This window comes from Clostridium neonatale (assembly GCF_001458595.1).
Taxonomy (GTDB): domain Bacteria; phylum Bacillota; class Clostridia; order Clostridiales; family Clostridiaceae; genus Clostridium; species Clostridium neonatale.
Map to the genome: position 1 here is coordinate 2,750,587 of NZ_LN890328.1, position 22,786 is coordinate 2,773,372.

Annotated in this window: 17 protein-coding genes; 1 reads left to right on the top strand and 16 read right to left on the bottom strand. The window is 26.7% G+C overall.

What is annotated here, in order from left to right:
- Positions 1 to 94: 94 nt before the first annotated feature.
- From BN2920_RS19215 to cls, 7 genes are all read right to left on the bottom strand, one after another.
- Positions 95 to 808 (bottom strand): MurR/RpiR family transcriptional regulator, encoded by a 714-nt coding sequence (locus BN2920_RS19215; protein ID WP_058296573.1) that lies wholly within the window; start codon positions 806 to 808, stop codon positions 95 to 97.
- Positions 809 to 1,343: 535 nt separating this feature from the next.
- Positions 1,344 to 2,552, bottom strand: coding sequence for an alginate O-acetyltransferase AlgX-related protein (locus tag BN2920_RS19220; protein WP_058296574.1), 1,209 nt, complete (start codon positions 2,550 to 2,552; stop codon positions 1,344 to 1,346).
- A gap of 24 nt (positions 2,553 to 2,576) precedes the next feature.
- Complete coding sequence (locus BN2920_RS19225; RefSeq protein ID WP_058296575.1) at positions 2,577 to 4,001, bottom strand: MBOAT family O-acyltransferase; 1,425 nt, start codon at positions 3,999 to 4,001, stop codon at positions 2,577 to 2,579.
- 34 nt (positions 4,002 to 4,035) lie between these two features.
- A complete protein-coding gene (locus tag BN2920_RS19230) occupies positions 4,036 to 5,040 on the bottom strand; it encodes a glycoside hydrolase family 5 protein (RefSeq protein WP_159116871.1) in 1,005 nt (334 codons plus the stop codon).
- 22 nt (positions 5,041 to 5,062) lie between these two features.
- Positions 5,063 to 6,199 carry a carbohydrate binding domain-containing protein gene (locus BN2920_RS19235; protein WP_172437908.1) on the bottom strand — a complete coding sequence of 379 codons (1,137 nt, stop codon included), beginning with the start codon at positions 6,197 to 6,199 and terminating at the stop codon, positions 5,063 to 5,065.
- Positions 6,200 to 8,527 (bottom strand): glycosyltransferase, encoded by a 2,328-nt coding sequence (locus tag BN2920_RS19240; protein WP_058296578.1) that lies wholly within the window; start codon positions 8,525 to 8,527, stop codon positions 6,200 to 6,202.
- A gap of 477 nt (positions 8,528 to 9,004) precedes the next feature.
- On the bottom strand, positions 9,005 to 10,438 hold the full coding sequence (gene cls / locus BN2920_RS19245) for a cardiolipin synthase (RefSeq protein WP_058296579.1): 1,434 nt from the start codon (positions 10,436 to 10,438) through the stop codon (positions 9,005 to 9,007).
- Positions 10,439 to 10,786: 348 nt separating this feature from the next.
- On the opposite strand from cls, the gene BN2920_RS19250 reads away from it, so the two are divergent.
- Positions 10,787 to 11,584: a DUF4405 domain-containing protein gene (locus BN2920_RS19250; protein WP_058296580.1), complete on the top strand. Its 798-nt coding sequence runs from the start codon at positions 10,787 to 10,789 to the stop codon at positions 11,582 to 11,584.
- Between the two features lie 181 nt (positions 11,585 to 11,765).
- Here BN2920_RS19250 and BN2920_RS19255 read toward each other — a convergent pair whose 3' ends face one another.
- The 9 genes from BN2920_RS19255 to BN2920_RS19295 form a co-directional block, all read right to left on the bottom strand.
- Positions 11,766 to 12,566, bottom strand: a complete 801-nt coding sequence (locus BN2920_RS19255) for an HAD-IIA family hydrolase (protein WP_058296581.1) — start codon at positions 12,564 to 12,566, stop codon at positions 11,766 to 11,768.
- A 103-nt stretch (positions 12,567 to 12,669) separates the two neighbouring features.
- Entirely contained in the window at positions 12,670 to 13,302 is a 633-nt protein-coding gene (locus tag BN2920_RS19260; protein ID WP_058296582.1) for a YesL family protein, read from the bottom strand.
- A 68-nt stretch (positions 13,303 to 13,370) separates the two neighbouring features.
- On the bottom strand, positions 13,371 to 15,473 hold the full coding sequence (locus BN2920_RS19265) for a glycoside hydrolase family 36 protein (protein WP_058296583.1): 2,103 nt from the start codon (positions 15,471 to 15,473) through the stop codon (positions 13,371 to 13,373).
- A 15-nt stretch (positions 15,474 to 15,488) separates the two neighbouring features.
- Positions 15,489 to 16,346: a carbohydrate ABC transporter permease gene (locus BN2920_RS19270; RefSeq protein ID WP_058296584.1), complete on the bottom strand. Its 858-nt coding sequence runs from the start codon at positions 16,344 to 16,346 to the stop codon at positions 15,489 to 15,491.
- Entirely contained in the window at positions 16,346 to 17,236 is an 891-nt protein-coding gene (locus BN2920_RS19275) for a carbohydrate ABC transporter permease (protein ID WP_058296585.1), read from the bottom strand. Before BN2920_RS19275 ends, BN2920_RS19270 begins: the two co-directional genes overlap by 1 nt.
- A 168-nt stretch (positions 17,237 to 17,404) precedes the next feature.
- Entirely contained in the window at positions 17,405 to 18,688 is a 1,284-nt protein-coding gene (locus tag BN2920_RS19280) for an ABC transporter substrate-binding protein (RefSeq protein WP_058296586.1), read from the bottom strand.
- Between the two features lie 117 nt (positions 18,689 to 18,805).
- Positions 18,806 to 20,416, bottom strand: a complete 1,611-nt coding sequence (locus BN2920_RS19285) for a response regulator transcription factor (RefSeq protein WP_058296587.1) — start codon at positions 20,414 to 20,416, stop codon at positions 18,806 to 18,808.
- Complete coding sequence (locus BN2920_RS19290) at positions 20,397 to 22,196, bottom strand: sensor histidine kinase (RefSeq protein ID WP_058296588.1); 1,800 nt, start codon at positions 22,194 to 22,196, stop codon at positions 20,397 to 20,399. Before BN2920_RS19290 ends, BN2920_RS19285 begins: the two co-directional genes overlap by 20 nt.
- Positions 22,197 to 22,489: 293 nt before the next feature.
- Positions 22,490 to 22,738 (bottom strand): hypothetical protein, encoded by a 249-nt coding sequence (locus BN2920_RS19295; RefSeq protein WP_058296589.1) that lies wholly within the window; start codon positions 22,736 to 22,738, stop codon positions 22,490 to 22,492.
- Positions 22,739 to 22,786 lie beyond the last annotated feature (48 nt).

Consider the following 22,786-nt stretch of genomic DNA (forward strand, 5'->3'; position numbering starts at 1 on the left):
ATTGTTTTTAATATGTTTTAGATAAAAAAAGTATAGTAAATCAAAATAATTACTTAGTTTTAATTTGCTATACTTATATATTTTTATGAATTTTTTATCTTGATATAATTCTACTTAGATTTTCTAATATTGCAATTGCTGGTATCTGTGTCGTTATATCAATTTCATCATCATATACAGATTCAATATAATATGGTATTGTCACATCTGATATTCTCGCTAATGTGCTATTTTCTGTTGTTGTTATAGCAATAACATTACATCCAAATTTCTTACTATCTTCAACTTCCCTAATTATTTCTGGAGTTTCACCTGATATAGATAGAACTATCATTACGCAATCATCTTCAAGCTTTTCAATCCTTAAATAAGGATCATTTATTACAAAAGAAAACCTTCCAATACTTGAAAATAATCTTGCTCCATATTGAGCAACCATCCCTGAATTTCCTATTCCAATAAAAATTATCTTATCACTTCTATCTATAATATCTGCTGCTTCTTTAAATCTATTTTTATAAGTATCCGAATCAAATTTATCTAGGCATTGTATAATTTCTTTGAAATCATATTTAGCATCTTTATGTATTACTTTCTCTTCTTGAAGTTTATATTCATATTTAAAGCTGCTATAATTCTCATATCCTACTTTTTTAACAAAATTTAAAACTGTTGTTGTTGATACTGATACAGAGCTTGCTAATTCTCTTATTGTCATATATGGAACTTTAACTGCATTTTTACTTATAAATTCATATATCCTCATTTCTTTCTCATTAAAAGATTTTATTATATCTGATTTTATCATTATTTAATTACTCCTAAATAATTGTATTATTACTCTTCTTAATTATATCGTAATTATATATTTCTTTAAACGTTGATGATTTTAACCTTTTTACTGAAAATTTTATCATATTACAAATAGCCTCTCAATCAGGGTGCAAATCCAAATTCTTACAAAACTCTTCTATTTCTATAGATGCCCACAATATAGCTACAACTTTATCTTCTTTAAGAACAGGAACACTATAAATATTCAATTTAGTTGAATCTATTTAAGATTCAACTAAATTGCTTACGTAGGATTTTCCTTCAATTGAATAGTAAAAATAATCTCTATCTGAGATATTTATCACTTTTCCGTATTGAGATAAGATGCTCCATCTTGAAAAGAAATACTTGACCAAAGATTATTATCTCTCTATATAAATTCTATTTCTATTAATTTCTTTAAAAATTGGTATAAAAAAGCACCTATCTTATGATAAATGCTATTAATTATGTATATCAACTCAAACAGACTTATTTATTATGATAATTTTAAAGGTATTTAGTAGATATTAATTAAAATTGAAAAATTCATCTGTTAAATCTTGTGGCGAAAATGAAATAAATGCAATATCTAAATTTTCGATACTATTAACATATTCTAAAATACTTTCCTTATAATATCTAGGATCAACTAAATAGACTTCTGAACATACTGTTGACATAAAGGCTGCAAGTGGAACTGCTAATGAATCTTTTATAAATAATATTTTAGGACCATTTAAATTATCTTTATTAACGATATGAACTATTCCTCTATTTCCAAATAGATAAGAAGAATATTTATCAGCCTCTAATGAATAAATTCCTTTTTCAGTTCTAAAAGGAGACACTGTTAACAATGCTTCTTCAAATCTACCTTCCAATTTCATTTCCTGACCATTTGTTTTAGAATAATATGAATATGAAGTTTTAAATTTAGGATAGATAAGCGTAAAATCATCAATTCCACCATAAATTATTCCTGTTTTTCTTCCCATAGAACCTATATACGAATTAGGATATTTAATGAAATTATAATTTTCCTTATTTGTATAATAATCTGTTTTGTCTAAATTCATACCATAATATTTATTTAATTTATTAACTAATTGTCCAAATTCCCAAAAAACAGTTTCAGTTTTCCAATGATGATCTGTTTTATAAAATAAATCTTCTGATGGTATTCCACTACTTAACAAATTTTCTCTTAAATCTATTGTATCAATTCCTTTTTCCTTCAAAAGTTCTATATAATCATCTGCTGTTTCATTTGCATAATTATATGGAATTCCTGTTGGTAATTCTGTATATCCTTTAATATATTTGTCAGGTGTCATCAAATATATTAATTTAGTGTTGCTATTTTTTATATTGTTTTTAAAATCTTCTGTTTTATTAGATAAGTCATATACGGGATTCGGCTGATGTGCTATAAATGTATAATGAAGAAATCCATCCTTATCTTTAACAACTTCAAAATTATTCTCCTCATTTTTGTCCATAATCTTTTGTATAAATCCATAGCTCTCTACAAATAAATATTTACCATAAACATTCTCATTAATTGTATTTTCAACCAATTCTATTACATTATCAATATTTTTTATATTAATTGGGTTATCCTCTAATACTTGCTTAACATACTTATATGACTTAGTAAAATTAAAAACAGAAAATGTTAAAAGAATAACTATGAACATTATTGAAGTTACTATCTTTTTCTTAAAAAAAATTTCCATGTTTAACACCTTTCCTTATTTCTCTTAGAAATTAAAGTATATGAACGGATTATATGTTCCCTTTACCAGATAACATACACATATAAAAAATAATCCTATGATAACTGCTGGATAAATTATACTCACTTCTCTATATAAATAAAATTTATCAACTAAAAACTTATTGGCTTTTTTAACAATTGGAGTAGAAAATATAATTGCTAAAATCCAAAATACTATATTTTCTTTTATAAACATATATGTATAGTCGCTCCAAAATCCATTATGATTAAATCCAAACATGTTTGAAATATATTTTCCTGCCTCTATTAAATCTTTTGATCTGAATAATACCCATCCTAAATTTATAATAAATAGTGTATACAGGTGCTTAACTCCTTTACTGATATTTAATTTATCAAATATCAAAATTTTCTCAATCGCAATAAATATAAAGTTCAAAAACCCCCATATAATGAATGTCCATTCTGCACCATGCCATATACCTGTTAATACCCATACAATAAATAAATTACGTATTATTTTATCTTTGTTTTTTACTCTTGAGCCTCCAAGAGGAAAATATACATAGTCTCTGAACCATGATCCTAATGATATATGCCATCTACGCCAAAATTCAGTTATTGATTTAGAGATATATGGATAATTGAAGTTCTCATCAAATTTAAATCCAAACATTAATCCAAGACCTATTGCCATATCTGAATAACCAGAAAAATCAAAAAATATCTGAAATGTATATGCAAACGATCCAATCCACGCAATACTTATTGGAATATCTATATTGCTATTCATTGTAAAAATTCTATCTACAATAATAGCCATATTACTTGATATTAGAACTTTTTTCCCCAATCCAACAATAAATCTACAGCATCCTATTCCGAATTTTTCCCATGATTCCTGTCTATATCTAATTTGATTTTCTATTGTTGAATAACGTACTATAGGGCCTGCCAATAGTTGTGGAAAAAATGATATGTATAACCCTAAATAAAAAATATTTTTCTGTACTTTAACCTTATCTTTATAAACATCAATAACATATGATAATACTTTAAATGTGAAAAAGGAAATACCTATAGGTAAAATTATCTTTGGTATTTGTATTTTATAAAATGGTAGTGTTTCATTTATATTACGTATAACAAAACCTAAATACTTAAATACAAATAATATTCCCAAATTGCTTATACAGGTAAAAATTATTATAAACCTTGCTTTTAATTTATCTTTTCTATACTTGTCAACCATAATTCCTAAAATATAATTTAAAATTATAGATAAAAGCATCAATAATACATATTTTGATTCTCCCCATGTATAAAAAATCAAGCTAGAAATAAGCAACAATATATTTTGAGCAGTTCTTGAAAATGATAGTGCATAGTATAAAATCAATACTATAGGCAAAAAATAAAAAAGAAAAACTATACTCGAAAAAAGCATCCTGTCTCCTCCTTTGTCCTTAATAAATATGGTTTTAATTCTCTAGAAGACTATCTAATATTTTTTCATTCCATAAATCATTTTTAACATCATAAATTCCAAATTCAGAACATAACTCCCAATATCCCCAGCTAAATCCATATTCTTCTGCTTCCTTTCGCACAGCTTGTGTCCAATTTATTCTAGTAGTTTCAGGAGCATTTTTATTTACTCCAAATTCACCTAAAAATATTCTCACTTTATGATCTTCTGAATACTTTTTAGCAATTTCAAATCTGCTCTTTAAATATTGAATCTCTAAATTTGTCCCTGTCCATTGATTATCCTTTAAATTTTCAAATCCTTTATGATTTACACTTCCCTGAAATGTAACCTCATTTGGTTCATAGTAATGAAATGATACTACTATATTCTTATCTTGTGGAATCTTCAATTTTTCAAGACTATAAACAGAATAATAGTTATCAGGACCTACTATAATAGTTCTTTTGGGATTACTTTTTCGTATTATATTTACTCCTTCATCTATAAATTGGTTCCATAGTTCTCCACTTAAATTATCATTTGGCTCATTTAATAGCTCAAACATAAGTTCTTGCGGATAGTCCTTATACCTTTCCGCTACTTGATCCCATATTTTTAAATAACACTCCTTATATTCATTAGGAAATTTCATTATTTCAATAAAGTGATGAAAGTCTAATATAATAACAAGTTTTTTACTCAATGCATAATCTATATAGTAATCAATCTTTTTCATGAAACTTTCATCTAATAAATAATCTTTATTATCTTTAGCATAATCTGAAAATCTTACCGGAAGTCTTACACAATCAAATCCTGCTTCTTTAATTTTATCAAAATATTCTTCATTCATCTCTACATCCCATGATAAATCTTTTGGTGCTTCAAGTGCATTTCCAATACTAATGCAAGAAGTAAATTCTATTTTAGGAGTGTTAATGGCTTTTAAAAAAAGAAATACTACAAAAAACGCTAGAAGAATTATAGTTATAAAAGTGCACTTTTTATGATCCATAAAATCCATCCTCAATCTAAAATTACTTTCTTTTTAGATTATTTTTCCATTTAATATATAATACTACACAGAATATTGAAATAAATACTATAAAAAATCTTATTATAATAATAAATCTATTAATATAAATTTCATCTTTATCATCTAATATGCTTCTGACTTCATTTTCTTTAGGAATACTCTTTTTTGTTCCATCTACTTCTTTTTCAGTAAGAGTCCAAGATTTTAGCAAATTAACTTTAAGATTTTTAACTATAGTATCATTTATAACAGATTCAATTTCAATTTCCTGCGGAGATATATCTGGATGTATTGTAAGTCTTCCATCCTTACTAATATTAACACCATTAACATCTTTCTTCATTTTAAATTCAACTACTGTTCCTTTTTCTAAAATATCTTCATTTTCTACTGTATCAATTACTTTATAGTCCGAAATACCTTCTCCTACTACTGGTATTTCTACCTCTTTATCTCCTGTTATCTCCAGATTATATTCAAAATATTTCTTTAAATTTGATCCACTTTTTATTAATCTAAAATCCCCTACTAAAAAATCTTTATTCTCATTTTCCGCTGCTGTTGCCACAATCCCCCACGAATCTATACCAGCAACTTTAATAACTTCATTCAAAACTTCTTCTTTTTCTCTCATACTATTAAATGGTATATATATTTCTCCATTAAAATCTTTCGGAATTTCAACGGTTCCATATTTTGGATTGTAAATTTCCAACTCTTCTCGATCAATATTTTTTAACATAACAACATTCTTATCTGGAACAGATAATACTTTTCCATCTCTAGTCTTTATGTCTAAATTTATTCTTATAGAACTGCTTGATTTATTTTCAACTTTAAATTGAAAACCTTCATAATTTGACCAATCATCACTAGAATTTACATATATATATGTAGTATAATATCCAGTTTTTAATCCTGACGTATCCATATTTAATTCATACATATTGCTCTGCAATTTTGATAAAGTTGCATCTACACCATTACTAATCTGTTCAATTTTATCAGGAACATACTCCACCAGTTCTTCCTCATTTAACGCATAAACAGTAGTAAAATTAGATATAAAAACTACCAATAGAAAAATTAAAATTCTCTGCATTTTATACACCTTCATACTTTTCACCAACTCAAACATCTATAAATATTCCATTTCATTAAAGACATCTTCATCTTCCAATTTTATTTTTTCATTTTTCTTTCTTTTCATATAAATTTCATACTCTTTAATCCATTGATTAAGTATTTCTGCGAATTCTTCATTTGCAGATATTTCTTCGTAGTTATCAACCTTATATAAGTATGTATTTTCTTCTATCTTCGCACTCGAAGTATCTGTCAATATAAATTTAATATCTATGCAATCATTAATTTTTAAAATTAAACTATCAAATACCTTATTTGTTTTCAATACCGCATACTCATAATTGAAATTAATAATTTTAACTTTTCCATGCTCTTTTGAATATAGTTCTTTGTTCAAATTAACACGCGGAAGTTTTCTATTAAATTTAACTTTCTGCTCTCCTCTTTTTAAAACATTTATTCTAATATCATCAAAAATGCTATTATTCATCTCCACTATCTTAGGTAATTCTGGAACTCTATCATAAAGTATTCTCAATAATTGTTTTAAATTATGATCATCAATCTCCTGTATTTCCATTGCATATTTCCACTGCTCTCCAACTTGTCCAACATGAATTATTTTTGCCACAAATTGAGCTTTATATCTATCAGTTTGTAATAAAATTCTTATTGATTCTTTATATGGTATAAATTCAGGTTTTTTTAATACTATAGATAATCCATTTTCTGAAATATCATTAGTAGTACACTTTAATTCTTTCTCATGAAAACTTACTATGCAATCAATATTTATTGGAAATCTCTCTGCTCTTCGTAAAACCTGTCTTCCAAGCATAAAGAATATTGACATTACTATATTATACAAATTTATAATGAGCCAAAATATTAGTACAATATAGACTGGAGTTCCTGTTATAAAGGTGAATTTAACACAATTTATTATTCCTATTATAGAAAGAATTGATAAAATTATATGTGGAATTGCCTTCTTTATCTGATAATTTTTATCTTCAATAGCTCCACCTTTTCTTGTTACATTAAATTTTTTCTGAGAAATCCCCAAGCTCTCCAATATAACAGATACTATTAATGATGGAAAAAGTATAGTTTCATAAACATTTGTCCATTTTACTGTTCTTATTTTTCTTGAAACTAATTTCAGTGATTTAGAACTAAATATATACATAGGCAACCAGAATATTAATACTTCTAAAAGAGTACATTTTACAACGACTACTCCAAATACAGAAAAGAGAATTGGTGCCATAATATAAATTAACCTTTTAAGACAGCCATACCAATATGTTATTGCTGAAATATAACTTAACTTTTGGCTTATATTAAGCCCTTTTCTAAATAAAATATTTAGTTTTCTACCAGTTTGTATGCATCCTCTAGCCCACCTTTGTCTCTGTTTAACTAATCCCTTTAAATCTTCCGGTGCGAGACCTGATGCATGAACTTCATCAATAGCATAGCATGTATAACCATTACTTTGAATAAGTATTCCAGTTGCAAAATCTTCTGTTATCACTTTTGTGTAAAATCCACCTATCTCATCTAATGCTTCTCTCGAAATTACTGTATTAGTTCCTCCATATATTACAGAATTACTTTTATTTCTTGATATTTGTATATCTCTATAGAAATAATCCTGTTCATTTGGTATTCTAGTTTCTGAAAACAGATTATATTGAAATAAATCAGGGTTATAAAAACTTTGTGGTGTCTGAATAAATCCTATTTTTCCCTCTCTGTTCTTCCTTGCTTCTTTACCATCTTTTTTTTCTATTTTTTTTGCATTAGTTAAATCTTCAACAAAATACGGAACTGTTGACATTAAAAAATCATGCATTGGTATCATATCTGCATCAAATGTTACAACAAGTGGAGAATCTGTTTTCGCTAGTGCATTATTAAAATTTCCTGCTTTAGCATCTTTTCTTTCAGTCCTTGTTATATAATTGATATTCATTTCTTCTGCTAACTTTTTCATTTCAATTCTATTAGAATCATCACAAATATAAATATGAACCTTATTCTCATCTGGATATTCCATATTTATACATCCATTTATTGTTTTATATAACAATTCTACTGGTTCATTGTAAGTTGCTATAAATATATCTACATCAGGAAATTCACTAAAATCGGCTTTAGGAATCATTGGATATTCAATATTTGTCATATTATTGTAGTGTACTACCTCTTCAAGCATACCCACTATTTCCACTATGAGTAAATACATTCCAGAAATTAATGCTATAATTCCCTCACCAAAAGGAATTGTAAAAAATATACGCCATATTAAATAAATTATCGAAGTTACTACAGTTCCTGTAATTAGAGCTTTATTTCTAATTGTCTCAATTCTCATATTAATATACCCCCTCAAATTTATATAATATATGTTATTGAATAGTTTCTAACATTTATACTATCCTAAGCAAGTTCACTTTCCGGATTTTATAATATGCTTTTTCCTCTCTCCAATTTTTAATATTTAAACCATATTATAATAATAAGCTTCATGATATATTTGCATTTTTATTCAGATTATTGTATTTCAAAAGAATTGCCTATTTTATTTTTATAAAATTTATTTATTAAACAACCTATTATTATATAAAATAATATCTTTCTTGCGCTTTTTTTAATATTTATTAATAGTAATAATTCTTTTTGGTTAATAAATACTTATATACATATATTATACAACTTACACCTAGATAACAATATTATTTATCAATTTTATACATTTTTTATTTTATATATTATTTTTTGATTTATTAACAAATAATGGACTATATTAATATAGTCCATTTTGTAACCTCACATGAAACGTTATAATATTTTAAAGTATAGGTGATACCAATCTTACTAAAGATTCTTTTATTCTTAATGACAAACTTCTATTATTATGAATCTCTAAAGTAATTTCAGTTGAATTTCCAATATCCTTAATAACTTCTTTTTCATATTCTTTAGCAATTCTATCGTCATAAATTAATGCATTAACTTCAAAGTTAAGCTTAAAGCTTCTAATATCTAAATTTGCTGTTCCTATACTTGTAGCAAGACTATCAACAACAATTGTTTTTGAATGAATAAATCCAGTATTATAATGATATATCTTAACTCCTGCTTCTAATAATTCACCTACATAAGAGCTTGCAACCCAGGGCATAAAAAAATGATCTGGCTTACCAGGAAGTATTATTCTTACATCAACTCCAGATAGTGCCGATATTTTTAATGCTTCTAGTATTGGTTCATCAGGCACTAAATATGGTGTCTCTACATAAACATTTCTTTTAGCATTATTTATAAGCTTAATATATGAGTTCCTAATGTATTCTTCTTTATGGTCTGGTCCACTAGTAATTATTTGTATTCCAACATCGCCAATATCATTATCTTTTTCACTTATATATTTAGAATATTGAATTATTTCTTCTCCAGATGCATGACACCAATCAAGAAGAAATCTTTCATTTAAATCATCAACTGCATCACCTTGTATTCTTACATGAGTATCTCTCCAAAATCCAAATTCCCTATCTCTATTTATATATTCATCCCCAACATTAAATCCTCCTACGTAACCATATTTGCCGTCTATAACAACAATTTTTCTATGATTTCTATAGTTTATACGTGTATTTATATGTGGAAGTATTCCTGGAAAAAATATAGAAAATTTCCCACCTGCACTTAAATATTCCCTTAAATGCTTTTTTATTAAGCTTCTTGATCCCATTGCATCTACCAACAGCCTAACTTCAAGTCCTTCATTAAGCTTCTTAGTAAGTTCTTTTATTATTTTCTTGCCAAGATTATCACTTCTAAAAATATAATACTCAATATGTATGTATTTCTTTGCATTTTTTATATCTTCAATCAGTTGTTTAAATTTATCCTCGCCATTTACATACACATTAACACAATTATTAATAGTATATTTTGCACCACAACTCTTATAATTCATTATTCTAAGATCTGAAAATCTTTCGCCACCATCATGAATGTTATCATTATAACTATAATTCTCATTAAGTATTTTTCTTTTATTAGTATCCTTTATTATTTTCTCCTTAAATATCTTTTGCCTACTTAAATTTTGACCAAACATTAGGTATAATATAAATCCAAATCCAGGTAGTATAAGTAATATTAATAACCACGCCCATGTTGTCGTAGGATTTTTTCGTTCTATAAATATTAATGATAAAGAAAATATAATATTTAAAACTAAAATTATAATACTTAAACCTAATAATATACTCAAATCAAATCACTTCCTTGTTGCTTAAGTGTAGAAAAATCTATTTTTTCTAAAAACTAAATACCATATTAATTAAATATATCATATTTTTAGTATTTTATCATTCAATTTAATCTTACTTTTCTAATAATAAAAGAGCTGTTGCATTAACATGTTTAGATATCTGATATAATTTATTTTTTATTCTTTAAATTTATTTATTATTTTTTGTTTAGACTATTTTACCTATTCAAAAAATAAATTAAGCTTTTGTTAAGGTGACCATATTATACTAATTAATGAAATAATAGAGAGAGGGAAGTATAATGAAAATCTGTTTTTTACTATTTTTTCATTATGCAAGGTGAAATTATGAAATTAACAACTTCAAAGAAACTAGGGTTAGATTTAGTACTATTAATTCTTATGATTCTTTTATATCAAAAAAATATAATCTCAATGAGCTTTCATGAGATAGGTGGGCTTGTTCTATTTGGCTTATTTATAATCCATTTATTATTTAATCGAAAATGGATTAAATCAATAACAAAGCGCTTATTCGATAAATCAATTCCTATAAAAACTAGAATAAGCTATATTCTAAATGTCTTATTAGTTATTTGTTGGTGTTTAGTCATTATTAGTGGAATTTTTATATCCAAAGTAGTTTTTCACTTTTCAGTAGGTGGTCCATGGAAATTAGTGCATTTTTCTTGTGCGGCATTTGCTTTAATTTTAATAGGTATTCATATTGGATTACATTGGAATTTAATTTCTAATTCATGTAAAAAGCCATTAAAATTATTGGATAAATTTAAAAAACCAATTAGTATAATATGTATCATATTTGTACTTATTAGTGGAATTTATAGCATGAAAAATACAAATTTTATAAAATGGATTACTATGCCATTTAGTGTAGATACTATGTCAGATTCCGAAAATCATATTAGAGGAGCAGAAAATAATAAACCAGATAATACGAATTTAAATAAAGAATTTAATGGTCAAAAGGAAAAAGGTAACGAAAACTTTAGCTTTATGAATGTATTAAAATTGTTATTAAATTATGGTTCTATTATATTGATGTTCTCTATATTTACACACTATATAGAATTAGTTTTTATTAATAAGAATAAGACTTTACTAATATCAAAGCATTCGAAATGATATAAAATTAATATTATATTTTTCTATAAAATATTTTCTTAACGAAAACATTTTATAATAAATGCTAAACTCAGTGAGGTTTAGCATTTATTTTTTCAAAATGAGATGTCGCACTAATTATTTAGTGCGACAGTGCCTATTAAAAAATCTTATTAACATTTCTCATTTCTATGCCTAATTATCAAATAATATTTATAATTTTTTCATATAATTCTTTAATATTTTTAAATATATATTCAGGTTTAAATATCGTTGTTTCAATATCTTCTTTTTTAGCTTCTCCTGTTAAAACAAGTGCAGTATCAATATTACTATTTATGCCACATGCTATATCAGTATATAACCTGTCGCCAATTACCAAGGTCTCTTCTTTAGTAAATCCACTTTTCTTTATACAAAGATCACCTATTATTTTATTAGGTTTTCCAATAAAAATTGGCTCTCTATTTACTGCAAGTTTTATCATTTTACAAATCGCTCCACAGTCTGGAACAAATCCAAATTTAGTTGGGCATACAAGATCAGGATTTGTAGCAATATAATCGATATTTTTTTTGGTTGATAGCAATTCACATATTTTTTCTATTTTTTTGTAAGTAAGTTCATTATCATATGCAACAACAGCACATTGTATATCTTCTTCTAAATCCTCTGTAGTATTTATATTAAAAGATTTTAACTCTTCAATAAATGATTTTGTTCCAACTACAAAAATCTTTTTCTCTTTATAATGTTCTTGTAGGTACAAAGCAGTCGCATACGACGCAGTTATAAAATTAGTTTCATCTACTTTTATACCAAGGCCTATAAATTGTTCTACATAGTCCTTTATACTTTTAGTTGAGTTATTTGTTATAAAAATATATTTGCCACCTATATCTAAAACATAATTCATAAAGTTTTTGGTTCCATCAATTAAAATGCCATCTATAGCAATTGTTCCATCAATATCTAGTAAAAATAATTTTTTATCCTCTAACATAAATATTACTCCTAATTCTTTATTAATTCCTAGATTATTATTGTTTCATATTATTAATTATAATATGTTTTTCCCAAAAAGTAATATTCATGATTATATATAATTAAGTTAAGTGAATATACTTTATAAATATCCTCTCAAATATATAAGAATTAATGTATGAGGTAAACGAAAATCCAAATAGTATATATAATATTAAAATATAAGAAAAATAATGCCCTCCAAATAAATATAAAATTAATGGAAGCATATTAACAGCTATGATTACTATTGTTAGTAAGATATGTTTAATAGACATGAAAAAAGAATTTTTTATATAATTAATGATTGTATTATCGAATTTAGAAATCATAGGGAATATATAACAAAATATCATATATTGAACTGCTCCAAAAATAAAAAATATAACTTTAAAATAAAGCTTATTTTGTCCATCTAAAAATATAGATAAACATTTTATATCAATTATAAATACTATTCCGCACAAGACAAACAAAATCCATACAATTGTAGCTGGTTTGAAATTCTTCTTAAATGCTTCAAAAAAACCTCTTAATAAATATCCCTCATTTTTAATAAGCTTCATAGAAACACTATACATAGCACTTATAGATGCACCAATTGTTATTATAGGTAGGCAGCAAATTATAAATATGAGGTTTAAAATCATTAAATCTCCTATTGTTCCCATAAAACTAAAAAATTTATTATTTAAGTCTAAAAATCCTTCTTTCATATTATAAGCTCCTATTGATTATTTATATCCATATAAATATTAAATGTATATGGATATAAATAATATTGTTATTTTAAATATATAGCCACTGCTTTCATATTTTCTGATGCATTATATATTAATTTATTATTTTCATAAGTAATATCACATTCAGTATCAGAATACACTTCACATATACTAAAATCATATTCTTCTGGAATTTCTATTTCTAATTTTTCTTTAACTTTACCATTAAATACATGATATATAGCCACTGCTTCTTTATTTTCGCCAATACGTAATATCCCCTGCCATCCTTCTGGATTCCTGTAACTGCTGATTTCATTGCCATAACGATAAGTATAACCATTTCTAATTATAGGTGAAATTTTCTTATAAAAAGCTATACCTCTATCAATTAAATCCCATTTTTCTTTTTCTAAATCAAGTACATCTCCTGAAAGACACATTCTTCCTAAGAATGTATTAATTATAGAATATGCTATTCTTTTTAAAGAATCACTATTACGTATTACAGCCCATATTTGGCTTTGTCTTGGTAAAATTACTCTATGAAGATTTGCCGCTATAATAGGTATTTCTTCACATTCATGCGCATCTGAGAAAGATGCCATACTGCACATAGACATCATAAGTGGTTCTAATTTATGTCCACCTGAAGCACAGTTTTCAAGAATAATCCCTGGTACTTCTTCTTTTACTTTTTCCAAAAACTTAATTGATGCTTCTGCATTTTTTCTTAGTCCTTCTCCAAGAGATTCTGCTCCATCAGAGCCCAATCCGATTGTGTCATTATAATCTATTTTCATATAGTCAAACTCGTATTTCTTTAAAGTTCCTATAACTTTATTGGTTAAATATCCTTCTACCCATTCATCTGTCATATCCCAAAAACGTCTCATTGTAGTTGTTAATACACGTCCATCTCTTTTTAATAAATGTGCTTCTTCATTATATGCTTTTGATGCACTTCCTACATTCTCTATTTCGAACCATATACCTGGTTTAAGATTAGCTTTCCTTATAATATCTACTGTTTTCTCAAGCCCTTCCGGAAATAAATCTTGTGATGGATTATAATCCCCCATTGATATATCCCAAGGAACATCCTTCTCCTTATACCATCCACAGTCAATAACAAAATAGGTAAATCCTTTATCTTTTATTTTTTCTACTATATTACTTATATTTTCATGAGAAGGGCATCCCCATGTTGTACAATACTCATTAAATATAATTGGAAGATCTTGTTCAACTTCTGGGCCTTCATCTACAAATCTTTCTATTGAAGAAGTTAATCTTTGAGAAATTTTATCTATTCCTCCACCACTGCAAACAGATATTATAGCTTTTGGAGTTATAAATTTTTCATTTTTATTTAACTTTTTCATCCAACTTCCAAACTCTCTATCAGCTAAACCTCCTGATACTGCCAAACAATCATCTTTCCTATATAATTCAATCTGCCAAGAAGCATTGTGAGCTACTTGAGCTCCCCAAAAGATATCATTTTTCATATCTTCTACTGCTACATATGGAAAATATCGATTAACAGGCATAGATCCAACTTGACCAAAGCGCTCTGCTCTTATAGCATGATCAGCCCAGCATGGTTCCAATTGTAAATCCTCAACACTTCTTGTTTCTAGCCTTCCTTCCATGCTCCATACGCTTCTTAGTCTATGAACCTTCAATGTATCGTAAGCATCTTTTTCAACAAATGGAGTAATTCCACCTAAAGAAAAACTTGAAATCATTTCTATTGATATTTCATCATTGCTCATATTTTCTATAGAAGTATATGTTTCTAAACTCTGTGAATTTAAAAACCATATTAAGTGATGCTTTATTATATAACCTCTACTGTCTTCTAATACTGTAACAACTTCCTTTTTATCATCAAATGAAAAATATTCTTGATTCTTGTAGGATAATCTTGTTGTTGATTCTCCTTGACGCATTGTGCTTCCACCAGCATATCCGCCTGGATAAATATCTCCTGCTAACTTCAATTGTACAAGACTATCAATTGAATGTTTTTTATTATTCACTATCTTATCCTTATAGTTGTCTGGTATAAGTTCTAGTTCAACATTCTTTGAATTTTCATCTATATAATATAGTGCAATCATATCTCCAAATTTATATTCTTTTAATAATGATATATTCATAAGTACACCTCCACATTAACCTTTTACTGCACCAACAGTCATTCCTTTGATAAAATATTTTTGTAGACTAATAAATAAAATTGCGATTGGAAGTACAGAAATAACAATTGCAGCAATAGCTGTTAAGTAATCACTAGTCTGAGCTGAGAAAAGAGACTGTATAGCTACAGTTAAAGTTTTTAATTTCTTATCACTTACATATAAACTAGCTAATAAGTAATCGTTCCATATTTGAAATGCCTGCATTATTATTAAAGTTGCCATTGCAGGCTTAAGTAATGGCATTACTATTTTAAAATAAGTCATAAATACAGAACATCCATCTATTCTTGCTGATTCTTCTAACTCAATTGGCACTGTAGACATAAAACTTGTCATAAGGAATACACCAAATGAAATTCCTGTTGCAACATACATAAATATTATTCCATACCTTGTATTAATTAAATTTAATTTATGTCCTATAATGTAAACTTGTAAGAATAATGCTTGATATGGAATTAAAATTCCGATTATAAAGTATATATAGCAGAATTTAAAAAACTTATGTTTACATCTAGCAATTGCCCATGCTGTTGTTCCACATAAGACTGCTAAAATTAATACACTGACTGCAGTATATAGTAATGTATTCGAGAAAGTTGTTACCATATCTAACTTATTGAATGCTTTAATATAATTATCGAAATTAAATGAGTTGGGCAAAGATAGTGGACTTTCCATATATAATTCTTTTTTTGTCTTAAAGGAATAGTTAATTATAACAAATACAGGCACTAGAAAAACTGCTGCAATAATAGTCATTATAACTTGAGTATAAAAAGTATTTTTAGTATACTTGCTTTTTGTTTCAATATCTTTTTTCTTCTTCATTATGCCTGCACCTCCCTCTTTCTTAGGCCTTTAACTTGAATAAGTGCTACTAATAATAGAACTACTATCATTGTAATTGACATGGCAGAGCCATATCCATATTGTCTTCCATTTATTGCTGTGTTATAAGTTTTATATATGATCGATGTAGAAGCATGTCCTGGGCCTCCATGTGTAGATGAAACCATTAAATCATACACTTTCAATGATCCAGTTGTAATTCCAACAATACATATAGTTATTGAGGGTGCTAACATTGGAATAGTAACATTGAAGAATCTTTTTATAGGGTTAGCTCCATCTACCTTAGCTGCTTCATATAATTCTGCTGGTATTGATTGTAGCCCTGCAAGATAAATTAGCATCCAGTATCCTATCCATTGCCAGTTATTAGCTATTAATAATCCTCTTAATACAGTACTACTTTTACCGAAAAAAGCAAAATCTATATTAGTTCCTAATATATTATTTATTTCAGGTAATACATTTGTAAACATACGAAGCCATATAAACCCTACAACAACTGAACTTATAAGACAAGGTAGGAAAAATGCAGTTCTATAAATTTTTTGTCCTTTAATTCCACTATCAAGTGCTATTGCAAATAAAAGTGCTAAGACATTTTGTATAACAGTATTCCATAAAGTAAACTTTATAGTGAATACCCATGCAGATTTAAATTCAGCATCTTTAAATAAATTTATATAGTTCTGAAATCCAACAAAAGTTTTTTCTGCGCTCATTCCATCCCAACTTGTTAGTGAATATCTAAATGCCATAATCATAGGAATAATTAATCCAATAGTAAAAATTATAAGTCCTGGAATTACCAATACCAAATATTGATTGAACATGGCTTTTTCCATGCTGTTTTTTCTTATCTTTTCCATATATAATCACCGTCCTCCTAATATAATGAGGTATCACACTAAAAATATTTTCTATAACAATATATCAATTATGTAAAAACAAACTTCATACTGCATCATTGCATATTTTTTAATAGTGCGACAGCCTCATAGAATGATCACTTTACATTAAATTATCTGACTTTATAATTAATTACTATCTCCGCTACGTTCAACCCTTGAATCTGATGCAGCAAGAGCATCTTCAAAAGTTTCATCGCCTAATAGCCAAGCTGATATATCTTTTGCATTTTCTTCTTGGAAACCATTCCAAACAAGTTGGTTATTTCCTAGAGTAACATCCACAATCATATTTTCTTCTGCATATTTATCTATATCTACTTGACTTGGATTTTTGAATGTAGGTGTAACATCCTTAAGCATTGGTGCTGTTTTTGTAAAATCATAAATTTCAACAGCTAAATCTTTATCACTAGTTAAAATGTCCAAAACATTATTTACAGCATCTTGATATTTAGTTTCTGCGCTTGTCATAATAGTAATATTAGGTTCAAAAATTAATTTTGAATCACCAGTTTTATTGGGAAATGGGAATATACCCATATTAAAATCTTCATCTATATCAAGGAAGTTTTGAATTGACCATGATCCAGATACTTTCATAGCTGCTTGTCCATCAACCATTCTTGCATCACATTCAGTTTGTTCTAATGAGAATGTATCATCAAATGTATTATCATAAATTAATTTATTATATTTATACACATCTTGCATTTCTGTGCTATTTGTAAATGAAACTTCTCCTTTTCTGAACTGATCTCCCCAGTTTGGATTTTTATTAAATATATCATTCATAGCAAATTGCATAGTTACATTTCCAATTGACCATGTATCTGCCATATGACTAGCAAATGGTACTATTCCTTTTGCCTTGCAGTCTTCAATTATTTTATTTAAATCATCTTGAGTTTTTGGTACTTCCCATCCATTTTCCTTAAACATATCCTTGTTATAATAAACACCTTGATATAATGCATTATATACTAGACCATATGTTTTTCCATCAATAGTTACGTTATCACTAGCTGCATCAAGAAGTCTGTCTGTATAAGTACTATCAATTTCTTTAAAAATTCCTTGTGGCGCATATGCTCCAACGTCCTGAGCTTTACCTATTATTATATCTGGCATTCCAGTCTGCATATATTGCTGCATCTTAGCTTGAAAATCGCCGCCCCAGCCAACGCATTCCCATTCTAATTTTATATTAGGATATTTTTTCGCTAGCGCTTCATCGATCATATCTTCAATTCCAGCATCTGTTGTTGATTGCCCAGCTAAAACTTTTAAGGTAACCTTTTCATCCCCTTGGCCACTACTGCTTTCTGCTTCTGGACTAGAGCCACATCCTGCAATCATGCTCACCATCATAACTGATGTTAATATAACTCCTAATATTTTTTTGATTTTCATAAAATACACCCCTCTTAAATTTATAGTTAATCTTTACAGTTATAATTTACACTATAATAATCATTACCATATAGGACAAATTTGAAAAAATCACTTGTACTTTTTTGAAAACGTTATCTAAGTGTTGGGGTTATTTCTATAATCTCTTGGACTAATTCCTTCAATTTTACGAAAGACTCTGTTAAAATATGCATAGTCATCATATCCTACCATAAATGCTATATCCGTCAATTTTATATTAGGATTTTTCATATGTTCCTTAGCTTTATCCATACGTTTCTTTGCAATGTATGACATTAAATTAACACCAGTTTCCTGCCTAAATACTTTAGAAAAATAAGAATGCTCAACATTATATTTATCTGCAATTGTATTTAAAGATAATTCTTCTGAATAATTATCATCTATGTATTTTATAGCCTTGTGCACAGATCCAACTATTGAATCAGCTGAAACAACATTATTTAAATTAACAATATCTTCAAGTATAATTTCTAATATTTCAATTAGCCTTTTCTCATCCAAATAATCTATGCTCTTATTCAATTTTGCAATATTTCTTTGAATATCTTCTGTATTCTTATCTTTTAAATCCTCACTTATAAATTCCATTATTATATCACAAATTTTCTTAATAGTCTGATTAACTTCTAAATACGTCCAGCTATTTTCATCGCAAGATGCTAGACCTATTTTTTCTAATATTATTTTTTCTAATAAGCTTTTATTGTTAATACGAAGTAATTTTTTTATATTTTTTTCATCTTCTTCAGTTATATGATTAGTTACTTTTATCTTTATATCTGCCTCCTTACTAATCATTAATATTTCACTTTTTTTATTATATTTGCGTGTCATAAGTTTAGAAATTATATTGTTATATGCACTATTTAAATTATCAATTGAATATGAAGGTTCAGTAATAAGTAAACTCAATGGTGACTTAATTATAGATTTGAAATATGCTACTATTTTATTTGCAAAGCCAACTAATTCCTTATGGTTTACATCTGTTATCACTATAAATTGATTAGAATAATGTATATAATTAAATATAATCACATCATCACGTCCAATAATATCCTTAATTTTCTTTTTAACATTATAAGATAACATATTCATATCATAATGATAGTACTGTATTAGATCGTCTAAATTATGAATTACAAAAACCACTATGCTATATTTAGCAAAATAAGTATTATCATCTATATTCATAACTGTTCCTATTTGATTGTCTTCTCTTTCTAATATAAAACTAAGCTCTCTATCTTGAATTAATGAAGATGCTTTTAAGCTACTTAATCTTTCTTCTTCCTGTTTTATCTCCTGCATCTTTCTATTTCCAAGAATCTCAAGAGCTTTTGAAAGTGTAGATACTAAATCTACCTTTGTTATTGGTTTTAGCAGATAATTAATAGCGCCTGCAACTAATGTATCTTTAACATAACTAAAATTACTGTACCCTGATATTATAAATATTATTATATCTGGATATTTTTCTTTTATTAATCTAACTAATTCAACTCCATTTATAAAAGGCATATTAATATCTGTAATTAATATATCTGGTCTATATTCTTCTATTTTATTTAAAACATCTTCACCATCTTTTGCTGGCTCTAATAATTCTAACGAATAATTACTCCATTCAATCATATTTTTTATTTTTTCTCTTATCCAAAATTCATCATCTGCAATTAATACCTTATACATTATCTTGTCCATCATTATCTCTCCTCATTTTAGTTTTAGGTGTTGTTAATATAATTCTGCTTCCTTTATCTTTATTACTTTCAATAAACAACCCAAATCTATCCCCATACAATATTTTCATTCTGGAATTTATATTTATTAATCCTATAGATGAACTATCATTAAAAATATCTTTCTTTGAATCCTTTAGTTTTTTGTTCATCATGACAGAATCCATACCTACTCCATTGTCTTCAACAATAATTTGTAATACATCATTAGATTCATGTGCTCTTATATAAATTTTTTTCTCACCACGTTTATTCTTAAGCCCGTGCTTCAACGCATTCTCGACTAGTGGTTGGATAGATATTTTAGGTAAAGAATAATCTAACACTCTATCATCAATATCAAAATAGTATTCTACTTCCCCATTCATTCTGACATTCATAAGAAATATATAATTCTTTAAATGAAGTATTTCTTTTGAAATGGTAGAATAGGGATTTTTTATATCTAAACTATATCTAAATATATTAGAAAGCGAATGACACATATTGCTTACATTATCACAATTCTGTATACTGGCAATACTCCCCATTGTATCTAATGTATTATATAAAAAATGAGGATTAATCTGTGCTTGAAGTGCAGCATATTCAGCTTTGTTAAGTGATAACTTTGCTTCATATTCACTGCTTATAAGCTCTTCAATTTGATCAAGCATCTCATTAAAATTTTCAGATAAGATACCAATTTCATCATTTTTGTTATACTCTGCTCTTTCATCTATATGTCCTTTTTTTATCTTATTGATAGCTATCGTTAGCTGTTCTAAAGGTTTAGTTATCCCCCTAGATACTAATATTGATAAAATTATTATTACTATACTCATACAAATAACAATAATAATTAAATAATTGGTCAATACTCTTTGATTTTCTTCAAGATATGATTGAGAAATAATTGAATATGCATCTAGATTATATTCTTCTTGAGATACTCTAAAGATAACTTTATTTCCTCTAACTGAAACATTAACATTGTCTATTGAACCTTCGTTTATTTTCTCAATGTTATCATAATAATAGTTTTCACTTTTTTCTTCTAAATTTCCAATAGATATAATTGGTCTATCTCCTAAAGGTTGAATCCACATGAACATATCATTTTCGCTACAGTATTTTTTAACAATAGATGTAATATCCTTATTTGTTATATCACAAACCAAAGATCCAATTACTTTCTTTTTATTACTGCTATCATATATTTTGATTGCAAATCTAACTATACTCTCTTTTTTACTTTCATTATAATAACTTGATATAAGCATCTCTCTACTATCTTGCAATAAGTATTCTTTTAGTACTTGAGAATTATATTTTCCCTCATCCTCATAAATATTTTTAGGATAATTATTACGGGGTGTATTTAACCTTCTATAGCTACTAATTAAATTAGAGTTTCCATCATATATGTATATAGCCATTACATTAGTTGATAGCGGCATTTTTTCACAATTGAATCTAGTTGCTTTGTCTTTGTATTTTTTTCTAAGATATTCTGTTGACTTATCGCTTTCTAAATCATATAAAAAGTCCTGTTCATTATAAATTTTTATCAAATTACGTTCTACAGATTTTATATAAGTATACACTTCACTTTGCATACCCTTTAATTTATCAACAGTTGCAGCTTTAGATTGTTCATAAATAATTTGTGACGATTTACGTTCAAAAATCAGTGCCTGTAAAACTAATATAAATAATGTACTGCTTAGAAATAACACTAATATTTTCATTCTCATTTTCATAAATATATTCCCCCTTTATAAGCTGAAATTCAATTATACTAACCTAAAAAAATATACTTACAAATTAAAATCTAGCTGCACTTTATGTTTACGTTATCAAAAATTTTCTATGTAATGCTTTGTTTATAAACATATAGTTACAAACAAAATTTATAAAAATATATTCACATTTTCTTTAATAACGCTGCATGAAAAAATTTGTATAATGTTGACCTTAATATAAATTACAAAGTAACTTATTCTAATACATCTTGTTTTTATCTTGTACGTACATTATTATAATATATTATCGTTTAAATTTTTTCTACATAATATCCATAAAAGTTTATCATATTAAATGCGTTTTCATCATCACTCTTTTTCAATGCAGCAAGATCTCCTGCACTTACCACGACAAAATCACATATAATCCCAATAAGAATCAAAAATAGCAGTGACATATAAATTTTTAAATTATTAAAATTACTTATAACTGCACAAGGCAATATTATATTTAATACAATCCTTGATATAATTACCAAATCGCTTATATTAATCACCATAATTTTATCATTATCTTATACAACTTAATGGTAATATTTCATAATCAT